A 19,093-nucleotide genomic window follows, 5' to 3' on the forward strand; every position below is an offset into this window, starting at 1 on the left:
CGGCTCATGGCATCGTGACGGTGATGTTGCCTCAGACCGACGGGCGCGGCATCTCCAGAAGCTGCACCGCGTTGATCTTCCAGCCACTTTCCAGATTAACCATCTGGTAGGCAAGCAAGTGCGCCCGCCCCTGTGCATCGGTCACCTGCACCAGTTTCCAAAGCGCGCCTTCACGTTGCTGCAACTCCAGATAACGAATTTTGGCCGGTCGCCAGACCATTGGATAGCCGTTGCGGACCATAGCACCGAAATTCTCGGGCGTTCTGAAGATGTCGCGAATCGTCGGGCTGGCATAGGTAAATGCAGTGACAAGATCGTCCGCCAGAAAGGCCTCGAACTGGTTGCCGATCACGGTCTCGATCTCGTTGCTCTGGGCCTGAACCGGTCCCGCCAGACCGGCACAACAGGCAAGCACGAACAGAAATTGACGCATGATGTGTCTCCTCGTTCCCTGAGGAGTTATACGCAGCGCAAAGCCCCCCGGATCAGTCCAGATCGGTCCAGGGCCAGGGTTTCACGTTGCTCGCCGCAGTCTGGAACCGCGCCGCCTTGGCGATCCAAATGCCCAGATCGGTACCAAAATCCGCCAACCGCTCGTTAGGCTGGCTTTTGCTGACGGCCATGATGATGAATTGCACCACCGTCACAACCGCCAGAATGGTCTGCGCCAGGTTGATCATGATCGCAATCAGGATCATGTGCAGCAATCGCCACCACAGGCTGTCCGGCTCTTTCGGCTCGGGCCGCTCTCCATGCATCCGACCCTGAAACTGGTCTTCATCCGGTATCGCCATACCATCCTCCATGCCTCTGGCCTGCACAGATTACCATAGTTGGCAGCGCCCGCCAGCAGGCGGCGCCGCCAACCCGGCAAGAACTCTGCGAGGAGCGATCTTTAGGCCAGCTCGCCCGCCAGCGCCTTGTCGATCAGCGCGATGGTCTCGGGGATGCCGTAAAGCGCGATGAACCCGCCAAAACGCGGGCCCTGCGACGCGCCCAACAACACCTCATAGAGCGCCCCGAACCAGGCGCGCAGCGGGTCGAACCGGTCACGGCCCACCGCATAGACGATGGATTGCAGCGCCTCGTCCTCGACCGGCCCGTCATAGGCGGCCAATTGCGCGCGCAACTCAACCAGCGCCTCGCGCTCGGCCTCGGTCGGCGCCCGGTAGACCCGCGTCGGCTTGACGAAATCGTTGAAGTAGCGCACCGCAAACCCGGCCGCCTGATCCAGATCCGGATGGCTCTCGGCGCTGGCCTCGGGCGCATAGCGGCGGATGAAGCCCCACAGCGCCTCCTTGTCCTCGGCCCCCGACACGCTGGCCAGGTTCAGCAGCATTCCAAATGGCACAATCAGGGTCGAGGCAGGCACATCGCCGCCGTGGATGTGCCAGACCGGGTTGTTCAGCTGCGCCGCCAGATCCTGGGTCGGATAGGCGCGCAACTGCTGGTGATACTCGTCCACCGCCTTGGGGATCACGTCGAAATACATCCGCTTGGCGGTCTTCGGCTTCTGGTACATGAAATAGGCTAGGCTTTCCGAGCTGGCATAGGTCAGCCATTCGTCGATGCTCACCCCGTTGCCACTCGACTTGGAAATCTTCTGCCCGTTCTCGTCCAGGAACAGCTCATAGGTGAAATGCTCAGGCGCGGGCACGCCCAGCACCCGGCAGATGCCATCATAGATCGGCGTGTTGGTCGAGTGATCCTTGCCGTACATCTCGAAATCGACGCCCAGCGCCGCCCAGCGCGCGCCAAAATCGGGCTTCCATTGCAGCTTCACGTTGCCGCCTGTCACCGGCAGCGTCCATTCGCGCCCGTCCTCGTCGTCAAAGGTGATGGTGCCATCCTTGGCGTTCACCTCTTTCATCGGCACATACAGAACCCGCCCCGTCTCGGGGTGGATCGGCAGGAAAATCGAATAGGTCTGCTGCCGTTCCTCGCGCAGCGACTTCAGCATGATCTTCATGATGTCGTCATAGCGTTCCGCGGCGCGCAGCAGGATCTCGTCGAACTGACCCGACTTGTAGAACTCGGTCGCCGAATAGAACTCGTACTCGAACCCGAAGGTATCGAGGAACCGCCGCAGCATGGCGTTGTTGTGATGGCCAAAGCTTTCGTATTCGCCAAACGGATCGGGGACCGAGGTCAGCGGCTTTTGCAGATGCTCGCGCAGCATGTCCTGGTTGGGCACGTTGCCCGGCACCTTGCGCATCCCGTCCAGATCGTCCGAGAAACAGATCAGCCGGGTCGGAATATCGCTGATCTCCTGAAAGGCACGGCGGATCATCGTGGTGCGCGCCACCTCTCCGAACGTGCCGATATGCGGCAGGCCCGAGGGGCCATAGCCGGTCTCGAACAGAACATATCCCTTCTCCGGCGGCGCCTTCTCATAGCGTTTGAGCACCCGACGCGCTTCTTCAAAGGGCCAGGCCTTGGACGCAAGTGCGAGTTCACGCGAGTCGGACATGTCAATCTCCATCGGGGAAGGAAGGGCGCCCCATGCGCCCGGCCCGGCTGTCCTATTGTGCCAGTGCAGCATGAGTCAATAAATGCTGGCGCCAAACCGCGCTATTTGTGACTTTTTTCGACGATCCAGTCGAGGATACCGAGCACATGCGGCGGAGCGGCCAAGCCCTCTCTCGCAGCGATGAAATAGCCGCGCGTGGATACCGCCTCGGGACCCTCCAGCCGGACCAGCGCGCCGGCCTCCAGAAACCGATCCAGCACCCCGTCCCAGCACAGGCAAACCCCCTGCCCCGCCAACGCCGCATTGACCAACATCGCATAAGAGCTGAAGTCCAGAACCCGGGCCTTGTGCGGCATCGGCACACCGACCGCGCGAAACCAGCTTGGCCAGTCATGCCACTGACTGCGCGCCGTTTCCATCGTCAACAGGGTCATGCGGGCGAAATCGTAGCTGTCGCCATTCATCTCGCGCCGATCCAGATAGAGTGGACTGGCGGCCGGAAACACACCCTCGCCCAGCAGCCGCGTCTCTCCGCCGCCTTCGGCCAGCCCGAACCGGATTGCGATGTCGCCTGGCCGGGTGGCCTCGCCATACTCCTGGCTTATAATCCTGATCGTCACATCCTCAAAGGCGGCCTCCAGATCTCCCAGTTGCGGGATCAACCAGAACGCGACAAAGCCTGACGGCGCGGTTACCGTCACCACCTTGCCCTGTGCCGACTGTCTGATTTGTGCCACCGCGGCCTCGATCTGGCCAAACCCGCCTTGCAGCGCCCGCAACAAATCCCTGCCCGACTGGGTCATTCGAACCGGTTTGTGGCTGCGATCAAACAGCGGACAGCCCAGGTCGGCCTCCAACATGGCAATCCGGCGCGAAACGGCGGGCTGTGAGACGTTCAATTCCGCCGCCGCGGCGGTTAGTGTTCCGCGTCGTGCAGCCGCGTAAAAAGCCGTCAGTCCCGAGAAGCTTGGCAAGCGATCCATATCATAACCTCAGCGTATAATATGATGCAGTTTTACGCGATTGCGCGTGACCGGCAAGCACGACTATCAGGGCGCAAAGGGAAGGAGCCCATCATGACCGACATGCTCGACAGTTTCGCCGCCGATCTGACCGCAGCCACTCCGCTGCACCAGCCCGGCAACCTGCCGCATCCGCCGCATGCCATTCATGCCGATCATGTCCCGCTGTCGGGCGGGACCGACCCCACCTTTGGCGAAGTGCGCTGGCGGACCCTGATCAATGGCACGCCCACCGCACCGCGCGACATGGTGCTGGGCATTGCCGAATTCGGCCCGGGCCACCAGTTGCGCCCGCATCGCCACACGCCACCAGAGTTTTACCTTGGCCTCGAAGGCTCGGGCACCGTCACCATCGACGGCGTGCCGCACGAGATCCGCCCGGGCGTCGCGCTCTATATTCCCGGCGATGCGGAACATGGCACCGTTGCCGGCCCCGAAGGTCTGCGCTTTGCCTATGGCTTTGCCTCGGCCAGCTTCGAGGCGATCGAGTATCGCTTTACCGCCAGCGCCTGATTGCCGCAAACCGTCTGGCGCGCAAGGAGTTGAACCCCCCGCGCGCCAACCCTATCCTGCCCTGCGACGCAACCCCATTGGCAGGACCGATCATGACCGAGCAACCGACCCACCCGATGACCCCGCAGGATTGCCTGGTCGCGATCATGATGGCGATCTCCGCCTCGGACGAAAACATCCGCACCGCCGAACTGGTCAAAATCCAGTCGGCGGTGAACATGCTGCCGGTTTTTGCCGACTACGACATTGACCGAATGAAACAGGTCAGCCAGGTGGTGTTCGACCTGTTCGAACAAGAGGACGGGCTGGACGCTCTTTTTGGCCTGGTCCGTGACAACCTGCCCGAACGCCTGTTCGAAACCGCCTATGCCCTGGCCTGCGACGTCGCTGCCGCCGACGGCACCCTCGCTGAAACCGAACTTCGGCTGCTCGAGGAAATCCGCTACGAGCTCAATATCGACCGGCTACATGCCGCAGCCATCGAGCGTGGCGCCCGTGCCCGTCACGTGGTCTGAAAGCACTTTGCAAGGTTAGCACCGGGCGCTTGACGCGCGGCCCGTGCCTCAACTGCCGTATATCGCGCCCCATCGCTCGATCAGCGCTTGCTGAAGCTTCTTCGACCGCGCATTCCAGCCGCGCGCGCCTTCCGGGCGCTCGCGGTCTTCGGGCGGGATCGCCGCGCGCCGGTCGGTATCCGCGGTCAGGATCGCAAAGGCCAGCACCGTACCATCCGCTCCGGTCATGAAGCCACCCAGCCCCGAGACAAAGTTCAGCGTCCCGGTTTTAGCCGCCACCTTGATCGGATGCCCCTTCAACACGCGACCCTTTGGATCGCGCATCGGGATATCCTTCAGCAGGTGCGGCAACCGCCCGGTCTTGCCCGCCTGCACCAGAACCGCCACCAGATCCCGCGCCGTCATCCGCGACGCATCGCCCAGCCCCGAGTGATCGACCAACCGCGAGCCGCTCAGGCCATATCGCTCCGCCGCCCAGACCGTCATCTCTTCAGCCGAGGCACGCAACGTGGCCGGGCGCTTGCGCCGTGCAACGGTTGCCGCCAACCCAACCATCTCGGCGGTGAGATTGGTAGAGTATTTCAGCATGTCTCGCAGAATGTCTTCCAGCGGCGCACTGTCGTGATGAACCAGCATTTGTGCGCTCGCGGGCAATGACCTGACGACCTCGACCCGCCCCAGGACCATACCGTTCGACCGCGCCAGCGTCTGGAACACGTCCCCGGCATAGAGCGCCGGCTTGCGCACCGGCAGCCACCGCGCGCCGTCCTGGCCCAGCGCCTGGCTCGCCACCGTCCAGCTGTCGATCCGCTGGCGCTGCTCATAGGTATAGATCGGCAGCGCCCGGTTCACCACCTTCATCTCGGCTATCGCAACCACAGGTCTGATCTTGCTGCTGCGGGCGTCCATGCTGACGTTCCAGCCCTTGCCAGCCCGCTTCCACTCGAAATGCACGCGGTTGAAATTCAGCGCGATGCCTGACACCGAGGGGCTATAACCCACATGCTCGGGCTGTTCGGGGTCAATGCTGTAAACCTCAGGCAAGGCACCGTCATAAACCTTGAAAGCACCGCGCACCTCGCGCAATCCACTCTCCTTCAGTGCCCGCGCCAAGGCGGCCAGCGCATCGGTATCAAGGGTCGGGTCACCACCACCCGCCAGGATCAGATCCCCCTTGAGCACCCCGTTCTCGACCGACCCATCAGCCAGAACCCGCGTCCGGAACCGATGCGAGGGTCCGAGTGTCTCCAGGGCATAGAGCGCGGTCAGCGCCTTGGCGACACTTGCCGGCGGCAGGGCCAGCCCCGGCTCGACCGTTTCCAGCTCCAGCCCGGTCTCGGCATCGGCGACGGCAAAGGCAACCCGTCCCGACAGGCCCGATCCCGACAGCACCGCTTCGGGACCGGCAAGCGCCTGCGCGTCCTTGGGTCTGAGCGGTGGGCGCAGCGACAATGCGGGGGCTTCGGCATAGGCCGCGGAATGGCTCAGCGCCGCGCCAAGCCCCGCCAGGAAAACACGTCTGGAAATCACTTCAACCATGCCGCAATAAAAACCCAGTGACCCGCGCCGCACAAGCGGTGGTTTCGCATTTCGCCCCCGCTTTCATCATGTTACGGCGCGGGCATGGGCCGCGCCATCGGAATCATGTTCATCGCCATGTCGCTGATCCCCGCGGGGGACCTGGCTGGCAAGTTGCTGACCGGGACTTATGGGGCGGCGCCCATCTATGTGGCCTGGTCCCGCTTTACGCTGGGGTTGTTGCTGCTGGTGCCTTTCGTGCCGACCTCCGCATGGCGTCTGCTCGCCAATTGGCGGATCTGGTTTCGGGCGCTGCTGCTTGCCGGTGGCATCCTGTCGATACAATCCGCCCTGAGGACCGAGCCTCTGGCCAATGTCTTTGCTGCCTTCTTTGTCGGACCGATCCTCAGCTATGCCCTCTCGGCGCTTCTGCTACGAGAGCCCGTGACTGCGCTGCGAACGCTCCTGATGCTACTCGGCTTCTGTGGCGTATTGCTGGTGGTCCGCCCGGGGTTCGGCGGTTCACCCGGTCTGATGCTGGCCCTGCTGGCGGGCTGTTTCTATGGCGGGTTCCTGACCGCGTCGCGCTGGCTCAGCCCGCTGGGCTCACCACTGGCGCTCAGCCTCACGCAGCTGGCCATTGCCGGACTGGTGCTGATGCCCTTTGGCCTCGCCGCCCTGCCCCCCTTAACACCGCAGGTGGCGGGGTTAACACTGGCCAGCGCACTGGGCTCGATGCTGGGCAACCTGCTCTTGCTGGTGGCCTATGCCCATGCCCCGGCAACCCGGCTTGCGCCGCTGGTCTATTTCCAACTTCTCGCCGCAACCGGGTTGGGCTGGGCAGTGTTCGGCGATCTGCCCGATCTGTGGACATGGGCGGGATTGTCACTGGTCCTGGGCGCCGGTCTCGCCTCGGCCCTGCTGCGCCGCTGACCAGCCGCCCGCCGCCCGGATCCGGGTCGAGCTGACATCGACCATCGGCACATTGACGAAACACCAGGCCGGAGCGTCAGAGCGCCCCAACAGGTGCCGCGCGTGACCGTCGATCCGATAGGGTGCATAGGCCCGCGCCGCCGGTGACATCCGGGCCGAGATCCGATCCCCCGGCCGCGCCAGCACACCGACCGGCACCGTTTCCATGATCTGACGCCAGTCCTGCCAACGGTGTAGCTGCGCCAGGTTATCGGCGCCCATCAACCAGACAAACCGCACCCGCGGATAAATCCGCCTGAGCGCCGCAATCGTATCTGCCGTTGCCCGCGTGCCCAGATGGGTCTCGATATCGGTGACATCCACGCGGGGATGCCGCATCATCGCGCGGGCCGCTTCCATACGCCGATCCAGCGGCGCCGGACCTCGTGTCTTGAGCGGGTTGCCGGGCGTCACCAACCACCAGATCCGGTCCAGCCCGAACATCTTCAGCGCTTCGCGCGTCACATGCACATGCCCCGCATGCGGCGGATCAAACGACCCGCCAAACAGCCCGATCACCTGCCCGGGCCGCGCATATGGAAAACCCTGTCTCATGAACTGCTTGCTTGGCGCTTGCGTCCCGCCTTGTCAATCGGCAGGCCGCACCGCATCGCCCAGCCTGATCAGGCCCGGCTCCAGTACCTCGGCGCACCAGCCGCCATGCCCGCGCACCGCCGAATAGCCGCCGGAGCCAAATGTCTCTTCCATCCGGGAACAGGGCGCGCAGATCACCGTCAAGCGCAGAACCGCCCCGCCCAGCCGCAAAGGCCGATCCTTGAGCGCCGCCAGGTTGATCCCCTCGACCACGATATTGCGCCGCAGATCGAACGGAGAGACCGCCCCGCGCCCCAGATACGACCCGATGGCGCTCAGATGCTCGCCCTGCACCAGCGTCACCGCCCGCTTGCCGGGCCGGCCGTGATCGCCCGTCAGACCGCCAAGTCCGACAGGAACCTCGTCAACCGCGACCAGCGCCGCGCGCCGCTCGGGCCGCAGCCCGATCCAGCCGACCCGCCCCGGCTGCGCCCAGCCGCCTATAAGCTCTGTCAAACCGCTCATCGCTATCCCCGAAACCGCGCGCTTCATGCTGCACGGGGGCCAGGCCGGATACAATGCACAGCTGCGTCATCTTCGGTCACGCCAGCGATTGCCCCCATCCTCGCCATTCGCTATCACACCGGCCAACCCGACTTTCCCCGACCCAGAGGACACGACATGGCCGCCTATCAATATGTCTACCACATGCAGGGTGTTTCCAAGACCTACCCCGGTGGCAAGAAATGCTTCGAGAACATCCACCTGAGCTTCCTCCCCGGGGTCAAGATCGGCGTCGTCGGTGTCAACGGTGCCGGTAAATCGACCCTGATGAAGATCATGGCCGGCCTCGACAAGGATTTCACCGGCGAGGCCTGGGCCGCCGAGGGCGCCAAGGTCGGCTATCTTCCGCAGGAGCCGCAGCTCGACCCGAACCTGACCGTGCGCGAGAACGTCATGCTGGGCGTCAAGGCCAAGAAGGACATCCTCGACCGCTACAACGAGTTGGCGATGAACTACTCGGACGAGACGGCCGACGAGATGGCGCAATTGCAAGACCAGATCGACGCCGAGAACCTCTGGGATCTCGACAGCCAGATCGACGTCTCGATGGAGGCACTGCGCTGCCCCCCCGACGACGCCGATATCGCCAACCTCTCGGGCGGCGAAAAACGCCGCGTCGCGCTCTGCAAGCTCCTGCTCGAAGCGCCCGACATGCTGCTGCTGGACGAACCGACCAACCACCTGGACGCCGAAACCATCGCCTGGCTGCAACAGCACCTGATCGACTACAAGGGCACCATCCTGATCGTCACCCACGACCGCTACTTCCTGGATGACATCACCGGCTGGATCTTGGAACTCGACCGCGGCCGGGGCATCCCCTACGAGGGCAACTATTCCGCCTGGCTGGAGCAGAAGGCCAAGCGCCTGGAACAGGAAGCGCGCGAGGACAAGGCCAAGCAAAAGACGCTGGAACGCGAACTGGAATGGATGCGGCAGGGGCAAAAGGCGCGTCAGGCCAAATCCAAGGCCCGTATCCAGGCCTATAACGAGATGGCCAGCCAATCCGAGCGGGAAAAGGTCGGCCGCGCCCAGATCGTCATCCCCAACGGCCCGCGCCTGGGATCGAAGGTGATCGAGGTCAACGGCCTGTCGAAGCACATGGGTGACAAGCAACTGATCGAAGGGCTCGACTTCTCGCTGCCCCCCGGCGGCATCGTCGGCGTCATCGGCCCCAACGGTGCCGGTAAATCGACGCTGTTCAAGATGATCACCGGGCAGGAAAAACCCGACGCCGGCACCATCGAGATCGGCGATACGGTCAAGCTCTCCTATGTCGACCAGTCGCGCGATGACCTCAAGGACGGTGATACCGTCTGGGAGGCAATCACCGGCGGCGCCGAGATCATCCAGCTGGGCGATGCCCAGGTGAACAGCCGCGCCTACTGCTCGTCCTTCAACTTCAAGGGCGGCGACCAGCAGAAGAAGGTCTCGCTGCTCTCGGGCGGCGAGCGCAACCGGGTCCACATGGCGCGTCTGCTGAAAGAGGGCGGCAACGTCATCCTGCTCGACGAACCGACCAACGACCTCGATGTCGAAACCCTGCGCGCGCTCGAAGACGCGCTGGTCGATTTCGCCGGCTGCGCCGTTGTCATCAGCCACGACCGCTTCTTCCTCGACCGCATCTGCACCCATATCCTCGCCTTCGAGGGCGACGCACATGTCGAGTGGTTCGAAGGCAACTTCGAGGATTACGAAGAGGACAAGAAGCGCCGCCTGGGCCCGGATGCGCTGGAACCCAAACGGTTGAAGCACAAGAAGTTCGTGCGGTAGATACGCCGCATTTATCAACCCAGCGCGAGCCTGCGCCCGTCTGGCGGGCGCACTCGCAACGGGTTGAAAGAGCTAGAAACACAAGGGCGTCGCTACGATCCGATACGTTGCGCCGCTATACATCCCGGCTGTTGAAACGCCCCATGTTCCTGTCCTAAGTTGCATGGAAATTAGGCCGCCACCATCATTTCAAAGACAGAAAACTGCGCTGAAGCCGTGTCGGCCGACCCGCGCCTCGAAGCTTGTGGGCATGACCCGCTGACGCCCGGCTTGCCGTGGTCGAGTGCGCTACAAACCGGGCTTCCTGGCGCCGGGCATTCCGGGCCAGAGATCGAGCGACATGCCGCGACGCAGTCACCCCGGGATTAACATATTTTGAACACATTCTTCCCTAGACTGTCTCAGCATCAAGGCGCGTGAAATGCGCTGCCTAAGGATGTGTGGGAGAGAAAACGAATGGCTTGGATCGGAGTATTCCTGGGGACCTTTGCCGGTCTTGCATGCAGTATCCTGGGCGTTCTGTTTTGGAACCTGCCACTCTGGGCCGCCCTGCTACTCTATCCGGTAACCGGATCCGCCATCGCGGTTTCCGTAGTCGTGTTCTTCTTGTTGCGCGAAGCGCAGAGTCCTGCCGCAGAACCGATGGCCAGCGGCAGAACCGTCAACGGTTAGACGAGGCCTTGCTCAGAACGCGGTCCCGGCCTTGAACCCCAGCTTCTTCAGAACCATGGCCGCCGGACAGAAACCGGTGACCGAGGACTGGATCAGGTTCACGCCGATGAACACGGTGAACCACATCCACAAGGGCGAGACCAGCGCGGTCAGCAAGACGCTGAGCAACACCATGAAGCCAGCAAACATCATCACGGCACGATCGAGGGTCATTCATCCAACTCCTGTCAATCGCCGGGCGACGCGCCCGGCCTTGAGGTACATATAACCTCGCCAGAAATCACATTCAAGTATAAGAATGTTTCTAGCCGCGCACCCAACCGACGATCTGCCCGGACTGCATCGCGCCTGACTGGCGTTTCTTTTCCTTGCCACGTTCAAAGGCGACCATGGTCGGAATGCCGCGAATGCCGTATCGGCCTCCGGTGGACTGGTGTTTCTGAGTGTCGAGCTTGACCAGCCGCGCCTGCCCCGCCAGTGCCCCGGCCGCCTTGGCGTATTCCGGGCCCATCATTCGGCAAGGGCCACACCATGGCGCCCAGAAATCGACCACCAGCGGCAGGTCGTCGTTCTTCTTCGCCTTTTCGAGTATCGCGGGATCAACATCCCGCGCCTGCCCCGTGACCAGCCCCTCGCCGCATTTCCCGCATTTGGCGCCAGCGGTCAGCCGGGCCTCGGGTACGCGGTTGAGCTGGCCACAAGCCAGACATGTCAGTGTCTTGTCACCCATCTCGGCTCTCCGAAAGCATCACATTCGGAAAGTGACATAGGTTTCAGCAGATCACCCTGCAAGGGTCGCCCTCATGCCATGCCACGTGTAAAAGTCAGCGGGGAATGCGCCTTGTCGCGCCCGCGGCGCAGCAGGCGGCGGGCCACGATCCAGACCAACGGTACCGCACCGATCGCGACCGGCAGCCCCCAGACAAGGCTCAAACCATCGGGCCACAAGATGCCAGCCGTCAGATAGCCGGCGCCTATCGGCGCCAATGACGTCGCGAATAACGACGCTGCCGAGGCGAACAACTGTCCCCGTGCCCAGGCCGGTGCGGCCGGGTCATGCGCCCGACCATAAGCCCAGGCATAGATCAGCACTGCCAGCGAAAGCCCGGCAATACCCACCAGAATCTGCATGATGATCTCCACGATCCGGGCGCCGGATGCCCGTCGGGTCCACGCTGGCCCGTCACTCTGAGTCGGGCGCCCGAAGCGATATGATATGCAGCTTTGGCAAACTGAAAAGAGGGCTTCGTCCGCCCTGTTCCGCCGTTCGGCGGCAATCAGCCTGCGGCGGTGCCGTCCACCGGGCGGGGTCTGCCCTGCTCGTCGATCGCAACGAAAGTGAACACCGCTTCGGTCACCTTCTCGCGCAGTCCCTGCCGGTCGCGCAACGCCCAGGCCTCGATCTCGATCGCCATCGAACTGCGTCCGACACGCACCACCTGGCAGTAAATGCACAACACGTCACCGACGCCCACGGGCCGGATGAACTTCATCGCATCCACCGCAACCGTGGTCACCCGCCCCCCTGCGCGGGCGCCAGCGGTCAGGCCAGCGGCGATGTCCATCTGGCTCAGCACCCAGCCACCAAAGATGTCGCCGTTCACGTTCACATCGCGCGGCATCGCAAGTGTGCGCAGGGTGAGTTCACCATTGGGTTGCGGGTCGGTCATGGCGCGATATCCTCTTTGCTGCACTGCGGCTGGAGACAGCGTAAAGCAATTCGCGGGCGACTCCGCAATCATCATCACGTTCCGGTGCACCGCCTTTCATGCCATCACATAAATGGGAATGTTGGCTCTATGCGACGTCTCAACACAGCCCTCTTGCCGGGCGCGGTCTTGCTTGTATTCGCGCTGATTGCGCAGATCACCGGGGTGACGCTCAGACTGGGGGCACATCCATGGTGGGCGCAAAAGGTGATCTGGATCGGTCTGCCGCTGGGTATCGGTCTGGCGATCCTTGCCGGGGCGCTCGGGATCCCGCGCCTGCCAAGGCAGGGCGGATTCGCCCTGCTGACTCTCGCGGCCTTTCTGACCGCTCATTTGGGAAAGTCCCGCTTTGCCGCCTCCTTTGCCGAAGATGCACTTGCCGGCCAGGCTTGGTATTTCGGTTGGATCGCCACTTGTGCCTTTGCCGCCGCAACTCTGGCATCACTTTTCCGCTATAGCCGCCAAACGCATTGACCAAGCGGAACAGGCACCGGAAAATACCTGATATTACCGTTTCAAGATGCGAGGCCAGACATGATCACGCGCCGGACATTCATCGCCGCTTCGGTTGCGGCCGGTACGCTGCCATGGGCGGTGCAGGCCAACGCCAGTGCAGAGTTCGACCCAACACCACAATTCGTGCGGATCAAGAAAGCGTTCGAACCCGGACATTTGCTGATCCTCCCGCGTTCTTTCTACCTCTACTACGTGACCGAGGAACGTCAGGCGATCCGTTACGGATGTGGCGTCGGCAAGGCCGGGCTGGAGTTTACCGGCAACGCCACCATCGACGTCAAAAAGGAATGGCCCACGTGGCGCCCGACGCAAGAGATGATCGAGCGCGACCCGCGAACCTATGCCAAATTCGTGGACAACTCCTATGTTCAGCCCGGCGGCCCGGGGAACCCGCTGGGGGCAAGGGCGCTCTACCTGTTCCAGAACGGTGTCGACACCTATTTCCGCATTCATGGCACCACTCAGCCCGAAACCATTGGACAGGCTGCATCGAACGGCTGTATCCGCATGCTCAACGAGCACGTGATCGACCTGTACAACCGGGTGCCTCTCGGCACGCTCGTGACGGTGCTCTGACGCTCGGATTTCAGCGCCAGACCGGCGGTAATGCGAGATTCTTCTTGCCAAACGCGTAAGCGCGACCCATTTCTGGGGGCGCAACGTTACGCTATCGACCATACTGCTCCTTTTCCGGCTCAGTCCTCGATTTCGCATTGACCGAGCCGATCTGCCGCATATCGCGGGCAGGGAATTGAAAGAACAGACAGGAGATATGACGATGGCCACCGGCACCGTCAAATGGTTCAACACCACCAAAGGCTTCGGCTTTATCGCCCCCGAAGAAGGCGGCAAGGATGTGTTCGTGCACATTTCCGCCGTTGAACGTTCGGGGCTGACCGGCCTCGCCGACAACCAGAAAGTCAGCTACGAGTTGAAGCCCGGACGCGACGGCCGCGAATCCGCGGTCGACCTGAAGCTGCTCTGAGCTTTTGCGCGTCGGGTCCGCCTTGCCGGACCCGGCCCTTTCTAAGGGCGGACCAATCCACATCCGTCGCCTTCTTGATCCGCAACCGGCCCTTGGGCCAGAGCCGCATCAGCGCTTGAACCTGCGTTTCATCGCCAATCAGCCAGATCGGCACATCCGCAAGTGTCAATAGCACTCCCATCCGGTGAGGATTCGGCGCGTTACGCCAGCTGCCGGGTCAGAAAGAAGCGTCCCGGCATCTCATTCCTCCGCCGACCGGATAAGGTCCAGCACATGCGGACCCAGCGCCGCGACGATTCGCGCCACACCTTCGGCATTGGGGTGGATACCGTCGCCCTGCATAAAGCCTGACACCGCCGAGGGGTCGCCCTCAGCCGCGAGCCCGGCAAAGAAGCTCGGCGCAAACAGCGCACCGTATTCGGCAGCCAGCTCGGGATATATGGCATCGAACGCCGCCTTGTACTCGGCGCCGTAATTGCCTGGTGCCTGCATGCCGATCAGCAGCACCTCGACCCCGGCCTGTTGCGCCTCGGTCAGGATCGTTGCCAGATTGCTGCGCGCCACCTCGGGCGCGATGCCACGCAGCAGGTCATTGCCCCCCAGCGCCACGATCATCGCATCCACCTCGGGCGTCAGGGTCCAGGCCACACGCGCCGCGCCGCCCGCCGTGGTATCGCCCGAGACGCCTGCATTGATCAGCGTGACCTCGGCCCCCTCGGCCACCAGCCAGCGTTGCAACTGGGGTACGAAGCCCTGATCCTGCACGAGGCCATAGCCCTGGGTCAGGCTGTCGCCCAGCGCGGCGATCACCACCGGTTCGGCCGTTGCAGCCGCGCCCCACCCCGTCAACAGAAGCCCGATCAAAGCCTTGCGCATATCCCTCGACGCTCCATATGCCCTAGAATACCCAAGCAAAGGCCCATCATGACCGACCCTGCCATTCTCCTAGAAGATGCCCGTTTGTCGCTCGAAGGCAATGCCGGGCGGGTCGATATCCTGCGCGGTATCTCGCTGAGTGTATCGGCGGGGCAGACGCTGGGGCTGGTCGGGCCATCGGGATCGGGCAAATCCTCGCTGTTGATGTTGATGGGCGGGCTCGAACGCGCCACCGGTGGCCGGGTGCAGGTGCTGGGCCACAATCTGGGCGCGATGGACGAAGACGCATTGGCCCGCTTCAGACGCGACCGGATGGGCGTGGTGTTCCAAAGCTTTCACCTGATCCCCACCATGACCGCGCTGGAAAACGTGGCGACGCCGCTGGAACTGGCTGGCCACCGAGACGCATTCGACCGCGCGGCGGCCGAGCTTGCGGCGGTGGGTCTGTCCCACCGCGCCGGGCATTATCCGGCGCAACTCTCGGGCGGCGAGCAACAGCGCGTCGCACTGGCCCGTGCCGCGGCCCCGCGCCCTGCAATCCTGCTGGCCGACGAGCCGACCGGCAATCTGGACGAGGCCAATGGCGCCGCGATCATGGACCTTTTGTTCGGCCTGCGCGACCAGTATGGCGCAACGCTGGTATTGGTCACCCACAGCGCCCGCTTGGCCAGCCGCTGCGACCGGGTAGTCCGCCTGCGCGATGGCCGTATCGAGGACAACGAAAGCCGCGAGGCCGCGCAATGAGCCTGCGACTGGCCGCCCGCCTCGCCAGGCGCGAGTTGCGCGGCGGGCTGCGGGGGTTCCGCATCTTTCTGGCCTGTCTGGCGCTGGGCGTCGCCGCCATTGCCGCCGTCGGCTCGGTCCGCAGCGCAATCGAGGCCGGGCTGACCCGCGAGGGTGCTGCCCTTCTCGGCGGTGATGCGCAGATGAGTTTCACCTATCGCTTTGCCACCCCCGAGGAGCGGGTGTGGATGCAGACCCGCGCCAACCGGGTTTCGGAACTGGTGGATTTCCGCTCGATGGCCGTCGTGGGCGACGAGCGCGCCCTGACCCAGGTCAAGGCGGTGGACGATGCCTATCCCCTGCTTGGCAGTGTCACGCTGGACCCGGACCTGCCGCTTGATCAGGCGCTGGCGGGCACCAATGGCCTGCCCGGTGGAGTGATGGAACCGGTTCTGTCCGGCCGGCTGGGGCTGCAACCCGGTGATCGCTTTCGGCTCGGCACGCAGGATTTTGTCCTGATGGCACGGCTGATGCAGGTGCCGGACGGTGTCGCAGACGGCTTTGCCCTCGGGCCACGCACGCTTGTGCGAACCGAGGACCTGACGCAATCCGGCCTGTTGGCGCCGGGCACCCTCTTTGACACCAAATACCGGCTCGACCTGCCCCCCGAGAGCGATCTGGCCAGCATCTCGCAAGAGGCCCGCGCGCGCTTCGCCGACAGTGGCCTGCGCTGGACCGATGCGCGCAATGGCGCCCCTGGCATCGCCGATTTCACCCGGCGATTGGGCGCGTTCCTGATCCTTGTCGGACTCTCTGGCCTGGCTGTGGGCGGCATCGGAGTCTCGGCGGCGGTTCGCGCCTATCTGGCTGACAAGACCGCCACCATTGCCACGCTGCGCACGCTGGGCGCCGACCGGCGCACCGTGTTCCAGACCTATTTCCTGCAAATCGGCGCGTTGTCGGGCCTTGGCATCCTGCTGGGGCTCGCGCTTGGCGGGTTCGCGCCCCTGCTGCTGGCGCCGCTGATCGAGGCGCAACTGCCGGTGCCTGCTGTCTTTGCGATCTACCCAGAGCCGCTGGCCGAAGCCGCGATCTATGGCCTGCTGACGGCGCTGGTCTTTACCCTCTGGCCTCTGGCCCGGACCGAGGAGGTGCGCGCCGCGACCCTGCTGCGCGATGCGCTGTCCCGCGCCCCGCTGCTGCCGCGATTTCGCTATGTGCTGGCCACGGGCGCCGGGCTGGTCCTGCTGTGCGGGCTGGCCGCATGGTTCAGCGGGGCCGTCACCCTGACACTCTGGACCCTGGGCGGCATCGCCGGGGCGCTCCTCTTGCTCGCCTTCGCCGCCGGTGCGGTGCGGGCGCTCAGTCGTGCCGCCACCCCGCTGGCGCGTGGCCGCCCGGCACTTCGCTGGGCGCTGGCCTCGATATCCTCGCCACGGCAGGGGGCGGCGCCAGTGATGCTGTCGCTGGGCCTTGGCCTGTCGGTGCTGGCCGCCGTGGGCCAGATCGACGGCACGCTGCGCAACGCGATTTCCGGCAACCTGCCCGATGTGGCGCCCTCGTATTTCTTTGTCGATATCCAGCGTGACCAGATGCCCGGCTTTACCGCCCGGCTGCGAAACGACCCCGGCGTCAGCCGTATCGAAAGCGCGCCGATGCTGCGCGGCATCATCACGCGTATCAACGATCTGCCCGCGCGCGAGGTCGCCGGAAACCATTGGGTCCTGCGCGGCGATCGGGGGGTGACCTATTCCGCCGAACTGCCCGACACCACCCGGCTGACCGAGGGCGCATGGTGGCCCGAAGATTACGCAGGCCCGCCCCTGATCAGCTTTGCCGCCGAAGAGGCGGCCGAGATGGGCCTGCAACTGGGCGATACCCTGACCGTCAATATCCTGGGCCGCGATATCACCGCCCGTATCTCGTCATTTCGCGAGGTCGATTTCTCGACCGCGGGCATGGGGTTCATCATGGCGATGAACCCTGCTGCCCTGTCCGGCGCCCCCCATAGCCATATCGCCACGGTCTATGCCGACGAAGCCGCCGAGGCCGCCATTCTGCGCGATCTGGCCAGCAGCTATCCCAATATCACCGCAATCCGGGTGCGCGACGCCATCGACCGCGCCTCGGGCCTGCTGGCCGGGTTGGCCAGCGCCACATCCTATGGCGCAGGCGTCTCTTTGCTGACCGGGTTTCTGGTCCTGATCGGCGCCGCCGCCGCAGGTCAGGGCGCACGCATCTACGAGGCGGCGGTACTGCGCACCCTGGGCGCGTCGCGCCGCCGTATCCTGCTGAGCCTTACACTGCGCAGCGCCCTTTTGGGCGCCGCTGCCGGAACCATCGCGCTGGCCGCAGGCATCCTGGGCGGCTGGGCGGTCAGCCGCTTTGTCTTCGAGACATCATTCTCGGTGATCTGGCCTTCGGCACTGACCATCGTTCTGGGGGGCGTATCAGCGGTACTTGGTGCAAGCCTTGTGTTCTCTCTGTCCCCGCTCGCCACCCGCCCGGCGCGCGTCCTGCGTGCCCGAGAATGAATCAGCCCGCCTGGGACACGCTCTGCCGCGCGCAGACCACCGGATTGAGGATCTTGAGCAGGTCGGTGTTGTCACAGACCAGCGCATCCAGCGTGATCTCGTCCAGCGAAGCATAGAACGCCTGCGCCGCATCCCTCAGCGCCAGCCGAAGGCGGCAGGCATCGGTCAGCGGACAACTGTTGTCGGCATCGGCGAAACACTCGACCATCGGCAGGTTGCCCTCGACATGTCTGAACACCTCCCCGATGCGGATCGCATCCGCGGCCATGCCCAGACACATGCCGCCATTGCGGCCGCGCTGCGTGGTCAGGAACCCCAACTGGCTGAGCTGGTTGATTACCTGGGCCAGATGGTTCTCGGAAATGTTGCAGACTTCGGCAATCTCGGACTTGGTCACCAGCCGGTCCGGATGCGCGGCGCAGTACATCAGCAGCCGAACCGCAATATTGGTGCGCTTGGTAATGCGCATGATCGGGTCCTCCCCCGTGGGATTTCATCTGCAAGCCTTATTGCACAACCCGGGAAAAACCTGTTTGACATACATCAATTGCACCGGATCGGCGGCGAGGCACCTATGGCAGACCCCTATTTCTTCGGCTACGGCAGCCTGGTGAACCTGGCAACCCACGACTTCCCCGATCCGCGCCCGGCCCGCCTGCATGGCTGGCGGCGCATCTGGCGTCATACAGACCTCAGACAAGTGGCCTTTCTGACGGCACTTCCGGATGCGGATTGCAGCATCGACGGCATGATCGCCCATGTGCCCAATGACGACTGGCAAGCACTCGATGCGCGCGAATGGGCCTATGACCGCGTCGCGGTCACCGACCACGTGCGCCACGACCTGAAGCAGCGCGCCGAGATCGCGGTCTATGCGGTGGCACCGGAAAAACAGAGCGTGCCGAGCACCCGGCACCCCATCCTGCTCAGCTATATCGACGTGGTGGTGCAGGGCTATCTGCATGCCTTCGGCCGCGAGGGCGTGCGTGATTTCTTTAACACCACCAGCGGCTGGGAAGCACCCATTCTCGACGACCGCTCCCGGCCGCGCTACCCGCGCCACCAGCAACTCAAGGCAGAAGAGACCGATCTGGTGGACCGGTCCCTCATCGAAATCGGCGCGCGCATCGTCGCGGTGAGCTGAACGCGCAGCCCTTCATTTCGCCGCAAATACTCCCGCCGGAGGCGACAAGATTT

24 protein-coding genes are annotated in these 19,093 nt (G+C 63.8%); 11 read left to right on the forward strand and 13 right to left on the reverse strand.

Going from position 1 to position 19,093, the window contains the following annotated elements:
* Positions 1-31: 31 nt before the first annotated feature.
* The 4 genes from AC2FLM_RS10700 to AC2FLM_RS10715 form a co-directional block, all read right to left on the reverse strand.
* Complete coding sequence (locus AC2FLM_RS10700; RefSeq protein ID WP_234219589.1) at positions 32-433, reverse strand: DUF4864 domain-containing protein; 402 nt, start codon at positions 431-433, stop codon at positions 32-34.
* 52 nt (positions 434-485) lie between these two features.
* Entirely contained in the window at positions 486-794 is a 309-nt protein-coding gene (locus tag AC2FLM_RS10705) for a DUF4389 domain-containing protein (RefSeq protein ID WP_234184434.1), read from the reverse strand.
* 101 nt (positions 795-895) lie between these two features.
* Positions 896-2,470, reverse strand: coding sequence for a lysine--tRNA ligase (locus AC2FLM_RS10710; protein ID WP_496857805.1), 1,575 nt, complete (start codon positions 2,468-2,470; stop codon positions 896-898).
* Between the two features lie 101 nt (positions 2,471-2,571).
* Positions 2,572-3,453: a LysR family transcriptional regulator gene (locus AC2FLM_RS10715; protein ID WP_496857807.1), complete on the reverse strand. Its 882-nt coding sequence runs from the start codon at positions 3,451-3,453 to the stop codon at positions 2,572-2,574.
* Positions 3,454-3,546: 93 nt separating this feature from the next.
* Here AC2FLM_RS10715 and AC2FLM_RS10720 point away from each other — a divergent pair, with 93 nt between their 5' ends.
* Together AC2FLM_RS10720 and AC2FLM_RS10725 are read left to right on the forward strand one after the other, a co-directional pair.
* On the forward strand, positions 3,547-4,005 hold the full coding sequence (locus AC2FLM_RS10720; RefSeq protein ID WP_234137343.1) for a cupin domain-containing protein: 459 nt from the start codon (positions 3,547-3,549) through the stop codon (positions 4,003-4,005).
* A gap of 92 nt (positions 4,006-4,097) precedes the next feature.
* Entirely contained in the window at positions 4,098-4,520 is a 423-nt protein-coding gene (locus AC2FLM_RS10725) for a tellurite resistance TerB family protein (RefSeq protein ID WP_234137342.1), read from the forward strand.
* Between the two features lie 48 nt (positions 4,521-4,568).
* Here the strand turns inward: AC2FLM_RS10725 and dacB are convergent, their stop codons facing one another.
* Positions 4,569-6,059 (reverse strand): D-alanyl-D-alanine carboxypeptidase/D-alanyl-D-alanine endopeptidase, encoded by a 1,491-nt coding sequence (gene dacB, locus AC2FLM_RS10730; RefSeq protein ID WP_496857809.1) that lies wholly within the window; start codon positions 6,057-6,059, stop codon positions 4,569-4,571.
* Between the two features lie 84 nt (positions 6,060-6,143).
* Here dacB and AC2FLM_RS10735 point away from each other — a divergent pair, with 84 nt between their 5' ends.
* Positions 6,144-6,971: a DMT family transporter gene (locus tag AC2FLM_RS10735; protein ID WP_496857811.1), complete on the forward strand. Its 828-nt coding sequence runs from the start codon at positions 6,144-6,146 to the stop codon at positions 6,969-6,971.
* Here the strand turns inward: AC2FLM_RS10735 and AC2FLM_RS10740 are convergent.
* Entirely contained in the window at positions 6,924-7,565 is a 642-nt protein-coding gene (locus tag AC2FLM_RS10740; RefSeq protein WP_496857813.1) for a nicotinate-nucleotide adenylyltransferase, read from the reverse strand. The genes AC2FLM_RS10735 and AC2FLM_RS10740 overlap by 48 nt on opposite strands.
* 33 nt (positions 7,566-7,598) lie before the next feature.
* Positions 7,599-8,069 (reverse strand): MOSC domain-containing protein, encoded by a 471-nt coding sequence (locus AC2FLM_RS10745; RefSeq protein ID WP_496857815.1) that lies wholly within the window; start codon positions 8,067-8,069, stop codon positions 7,599-7,601.
* Between the two features lie 156 nt (positions 8,070-8,225).
* Here AC2FLM_RS10745 and ettA point away from each other — a divergent pair, with 156 nt between their 5' ends.
* Positions 8,226-9,881, forward strand: a complete 1,656-nt coding sequence (ettA, locus tag AC2FLM_RS10750) for an energy-dependent translational throttle protein EttA (RefSeq protein WP_496857817.1) — start codon at positions 8,226-8,228, stop codon at positions 9,879-9,881.
* Between the two features lie 456 nt (positions 9,882-10,337).
* Positions 10,338-10,553, forward strand: coding sequence for a hypothetical protein (locus AC2FLM_RS10755; RefSeq protein WP_234137336.1), 216 nt, complete (start codon positions 10,338-10,340; stop codon positions 10,551-10,553).
* 12 nt (positions 10,554-10,565) lie between these two features.
* Here AC2FLM_RS10755 and AC2FLM_RS10760 read toward each other — a convergent pair whose 3' ends face one another.
* The 4 genes from AC2FLM_RS10760 to AC2FLM_RS10775 all read right to left on the reverse strand — a co-directional run bounded on the left by AC2FLM_RS10760 (position 10,566) and on the right by AC2FLM_RS10775 (position 12,223).
* Positions 10,566-10,766, reverse strand: a complete 201-nt coding sequence (locus tag AC2FLM_RS10760; protein ID WP_234165669.1) for a YgaP family membrane protein — start codon at positions 10,764-10,766, stop codon at positions 10,566-10,568.
* 91 nt (positions 10,767-10,857) lie between these two features.
* Entirely contained in the window at positions 10,858-11,283 is a 426-nt protein-coding gene (locus tag AC2FLM_RS10765) for a thioredoxin domain-containing protein (RefSeq protein WP_234137334.1), read from the reverse strand.
* 71 nt (positions 11,284-11,354) lie between these two features.
* A complete protein-coding gene (locus AC2FLM_RS10770) occupies positions 11,355-11,684 on the reverse strand; it encodes a hypothetical protein (protein WP_234137333.1) in 330 nt (109 codons plus the stop codon).
* A gap of 146 nt (positions 11,685-11,830) precedes the next feature.
* A complete protein-coding gene (locus tag AC2FLM_RS10775) occupies positions 11,831-12,223 on the reverse strand; it encodes an acyl-CoA thioesterase (protein WP_234137332.1) in 393 nt (130 codons plus the stop codon).
* A gap of 129 nt (positions 12,224-12,352) precedes the next feature.
* Between AC2FLM_RS10775 and AC2FLM_RS10780 the strand changes: the two genes are divergently transcribed.
* From AC2FLM_RS10780 to AC2FLM_RS10790, 3 genes are all read left to right on the forward strand, one after another.
* Positions 12,353-12,736, forward strand: coding sequence for a hypothetical protein (locus tag AC2FLM_RS10780; RefSeq protein ID WP_234184439.1), 384 nt, complete (start codon positions 12,353-12,355; stop codon positions 12,734-12,736).
* A gap of 60 nt (positions 12,737-12,796) precedes the next feature.
* A complete protein-coding gene (locus tag AC2FLM_RS10785; RefSeq protein WP_234137330.1) occupies positions 12,797-13,354 on the forward strand; it encodes a L,D-transpeptidase in 558 nt (185 codons plus the stop codon).
* A gap of 202 nt (positions 13,355-13,556) precedes the next feature.
* Entirely contained in the window at positions 13,557-13,763 is a 207-nt protein-coding gene (locus AC2FLM_RS10790; protein ID WP_011046198.1) for a cold-shock protein, read from the forward strand.
* Between the two features lie 240 nt (positions 13,764-14,003).
* Here AC2FLM_RS10790 and AC2FLM_RS10795 read toward each other — a convergent pair whose 3' ends face one another.
* Positions 14,004-14,639 carry an arylesterase gene (locus AC2FLM_RS10795; RefSeq protein ID WP_496857821.1) on the reverse strand — a complete coding sequence of 212 codons (636 nt, stop codon included), beginning with the start codon at positions 14,637-14,639 and terminating at the stop codon, positions 14,004-14,006.
* A gap of 48 nt (positions 14,640-14,687) precedes the next feature.
* Here AC2FLM_RS10795 and AC2FLM_RS10800 point away from each other — a divergent pair, with 48 nt between their 5' ends.
* The gene (locus AC2FLM_RS10800; protein ID WP_234142656.1) at positions 14,688-15,383 is read left to right on the forward strand and encodes an ATP-binding cassette domain-containing protein; all 696 of its coding nucleotides are present in this window, start codon (positions 14,688-14,690) and stop codon (positions 15,381-15,383) included.
* On the forward strand, positions 15,380-17,896 hold the full coding sequence (locus AC2FLM_RS10805) for an ABC transporter permease (RefSeq protein ID WP_496857823.1): 2,517 nt from the start codon (positions 15,380-15,382) through the stop codon (positions 17,894-17,896). The genes AC2FLM_RS10800 and AC2FLM_RS10805 overlap by 4 nt, the downstream gene beginning before the upstream one ends.
* A gap of 1 nt (position 17,897) precedes the next feature.
* Here the strand turns inward: AC2FLM_RS10805 and AC2FLM_RS10810 are convergent, their stop codons facing one another.
* Entirely contained in the window at positions 17,898-18,365 is a 468-nt protein-coding gene (locus AC2FLM_RS10810) for an RrF2 family transcriptional regulator (protein WP_234142653.1), read from the reverse strand.
* A gap of 105 nt (positions 18,366-18,470) precedes the next feature.
* Here AC2FLM_RS10810 and AC2FLM_RS10815 point away from each other — a divergent pair, with 105 nt between their 5' ends.
* Complete coding sequence (locus tag AC2FLM_RS10815; RefSeq protein ID WP_496857826.1) at positions 18,471-19,040, forward strand: gamma-glutamylcyclotransferase family protein; 570 nt, start codon at positions 18,471-18,473, stop codon at positions 19,038-19,040.
* Positions 19,041-19,093 lie beyond the last annotated feature (53 nt).

The organism is Ruegeria sp. SAZD011, from assembly GCF_059612545.1.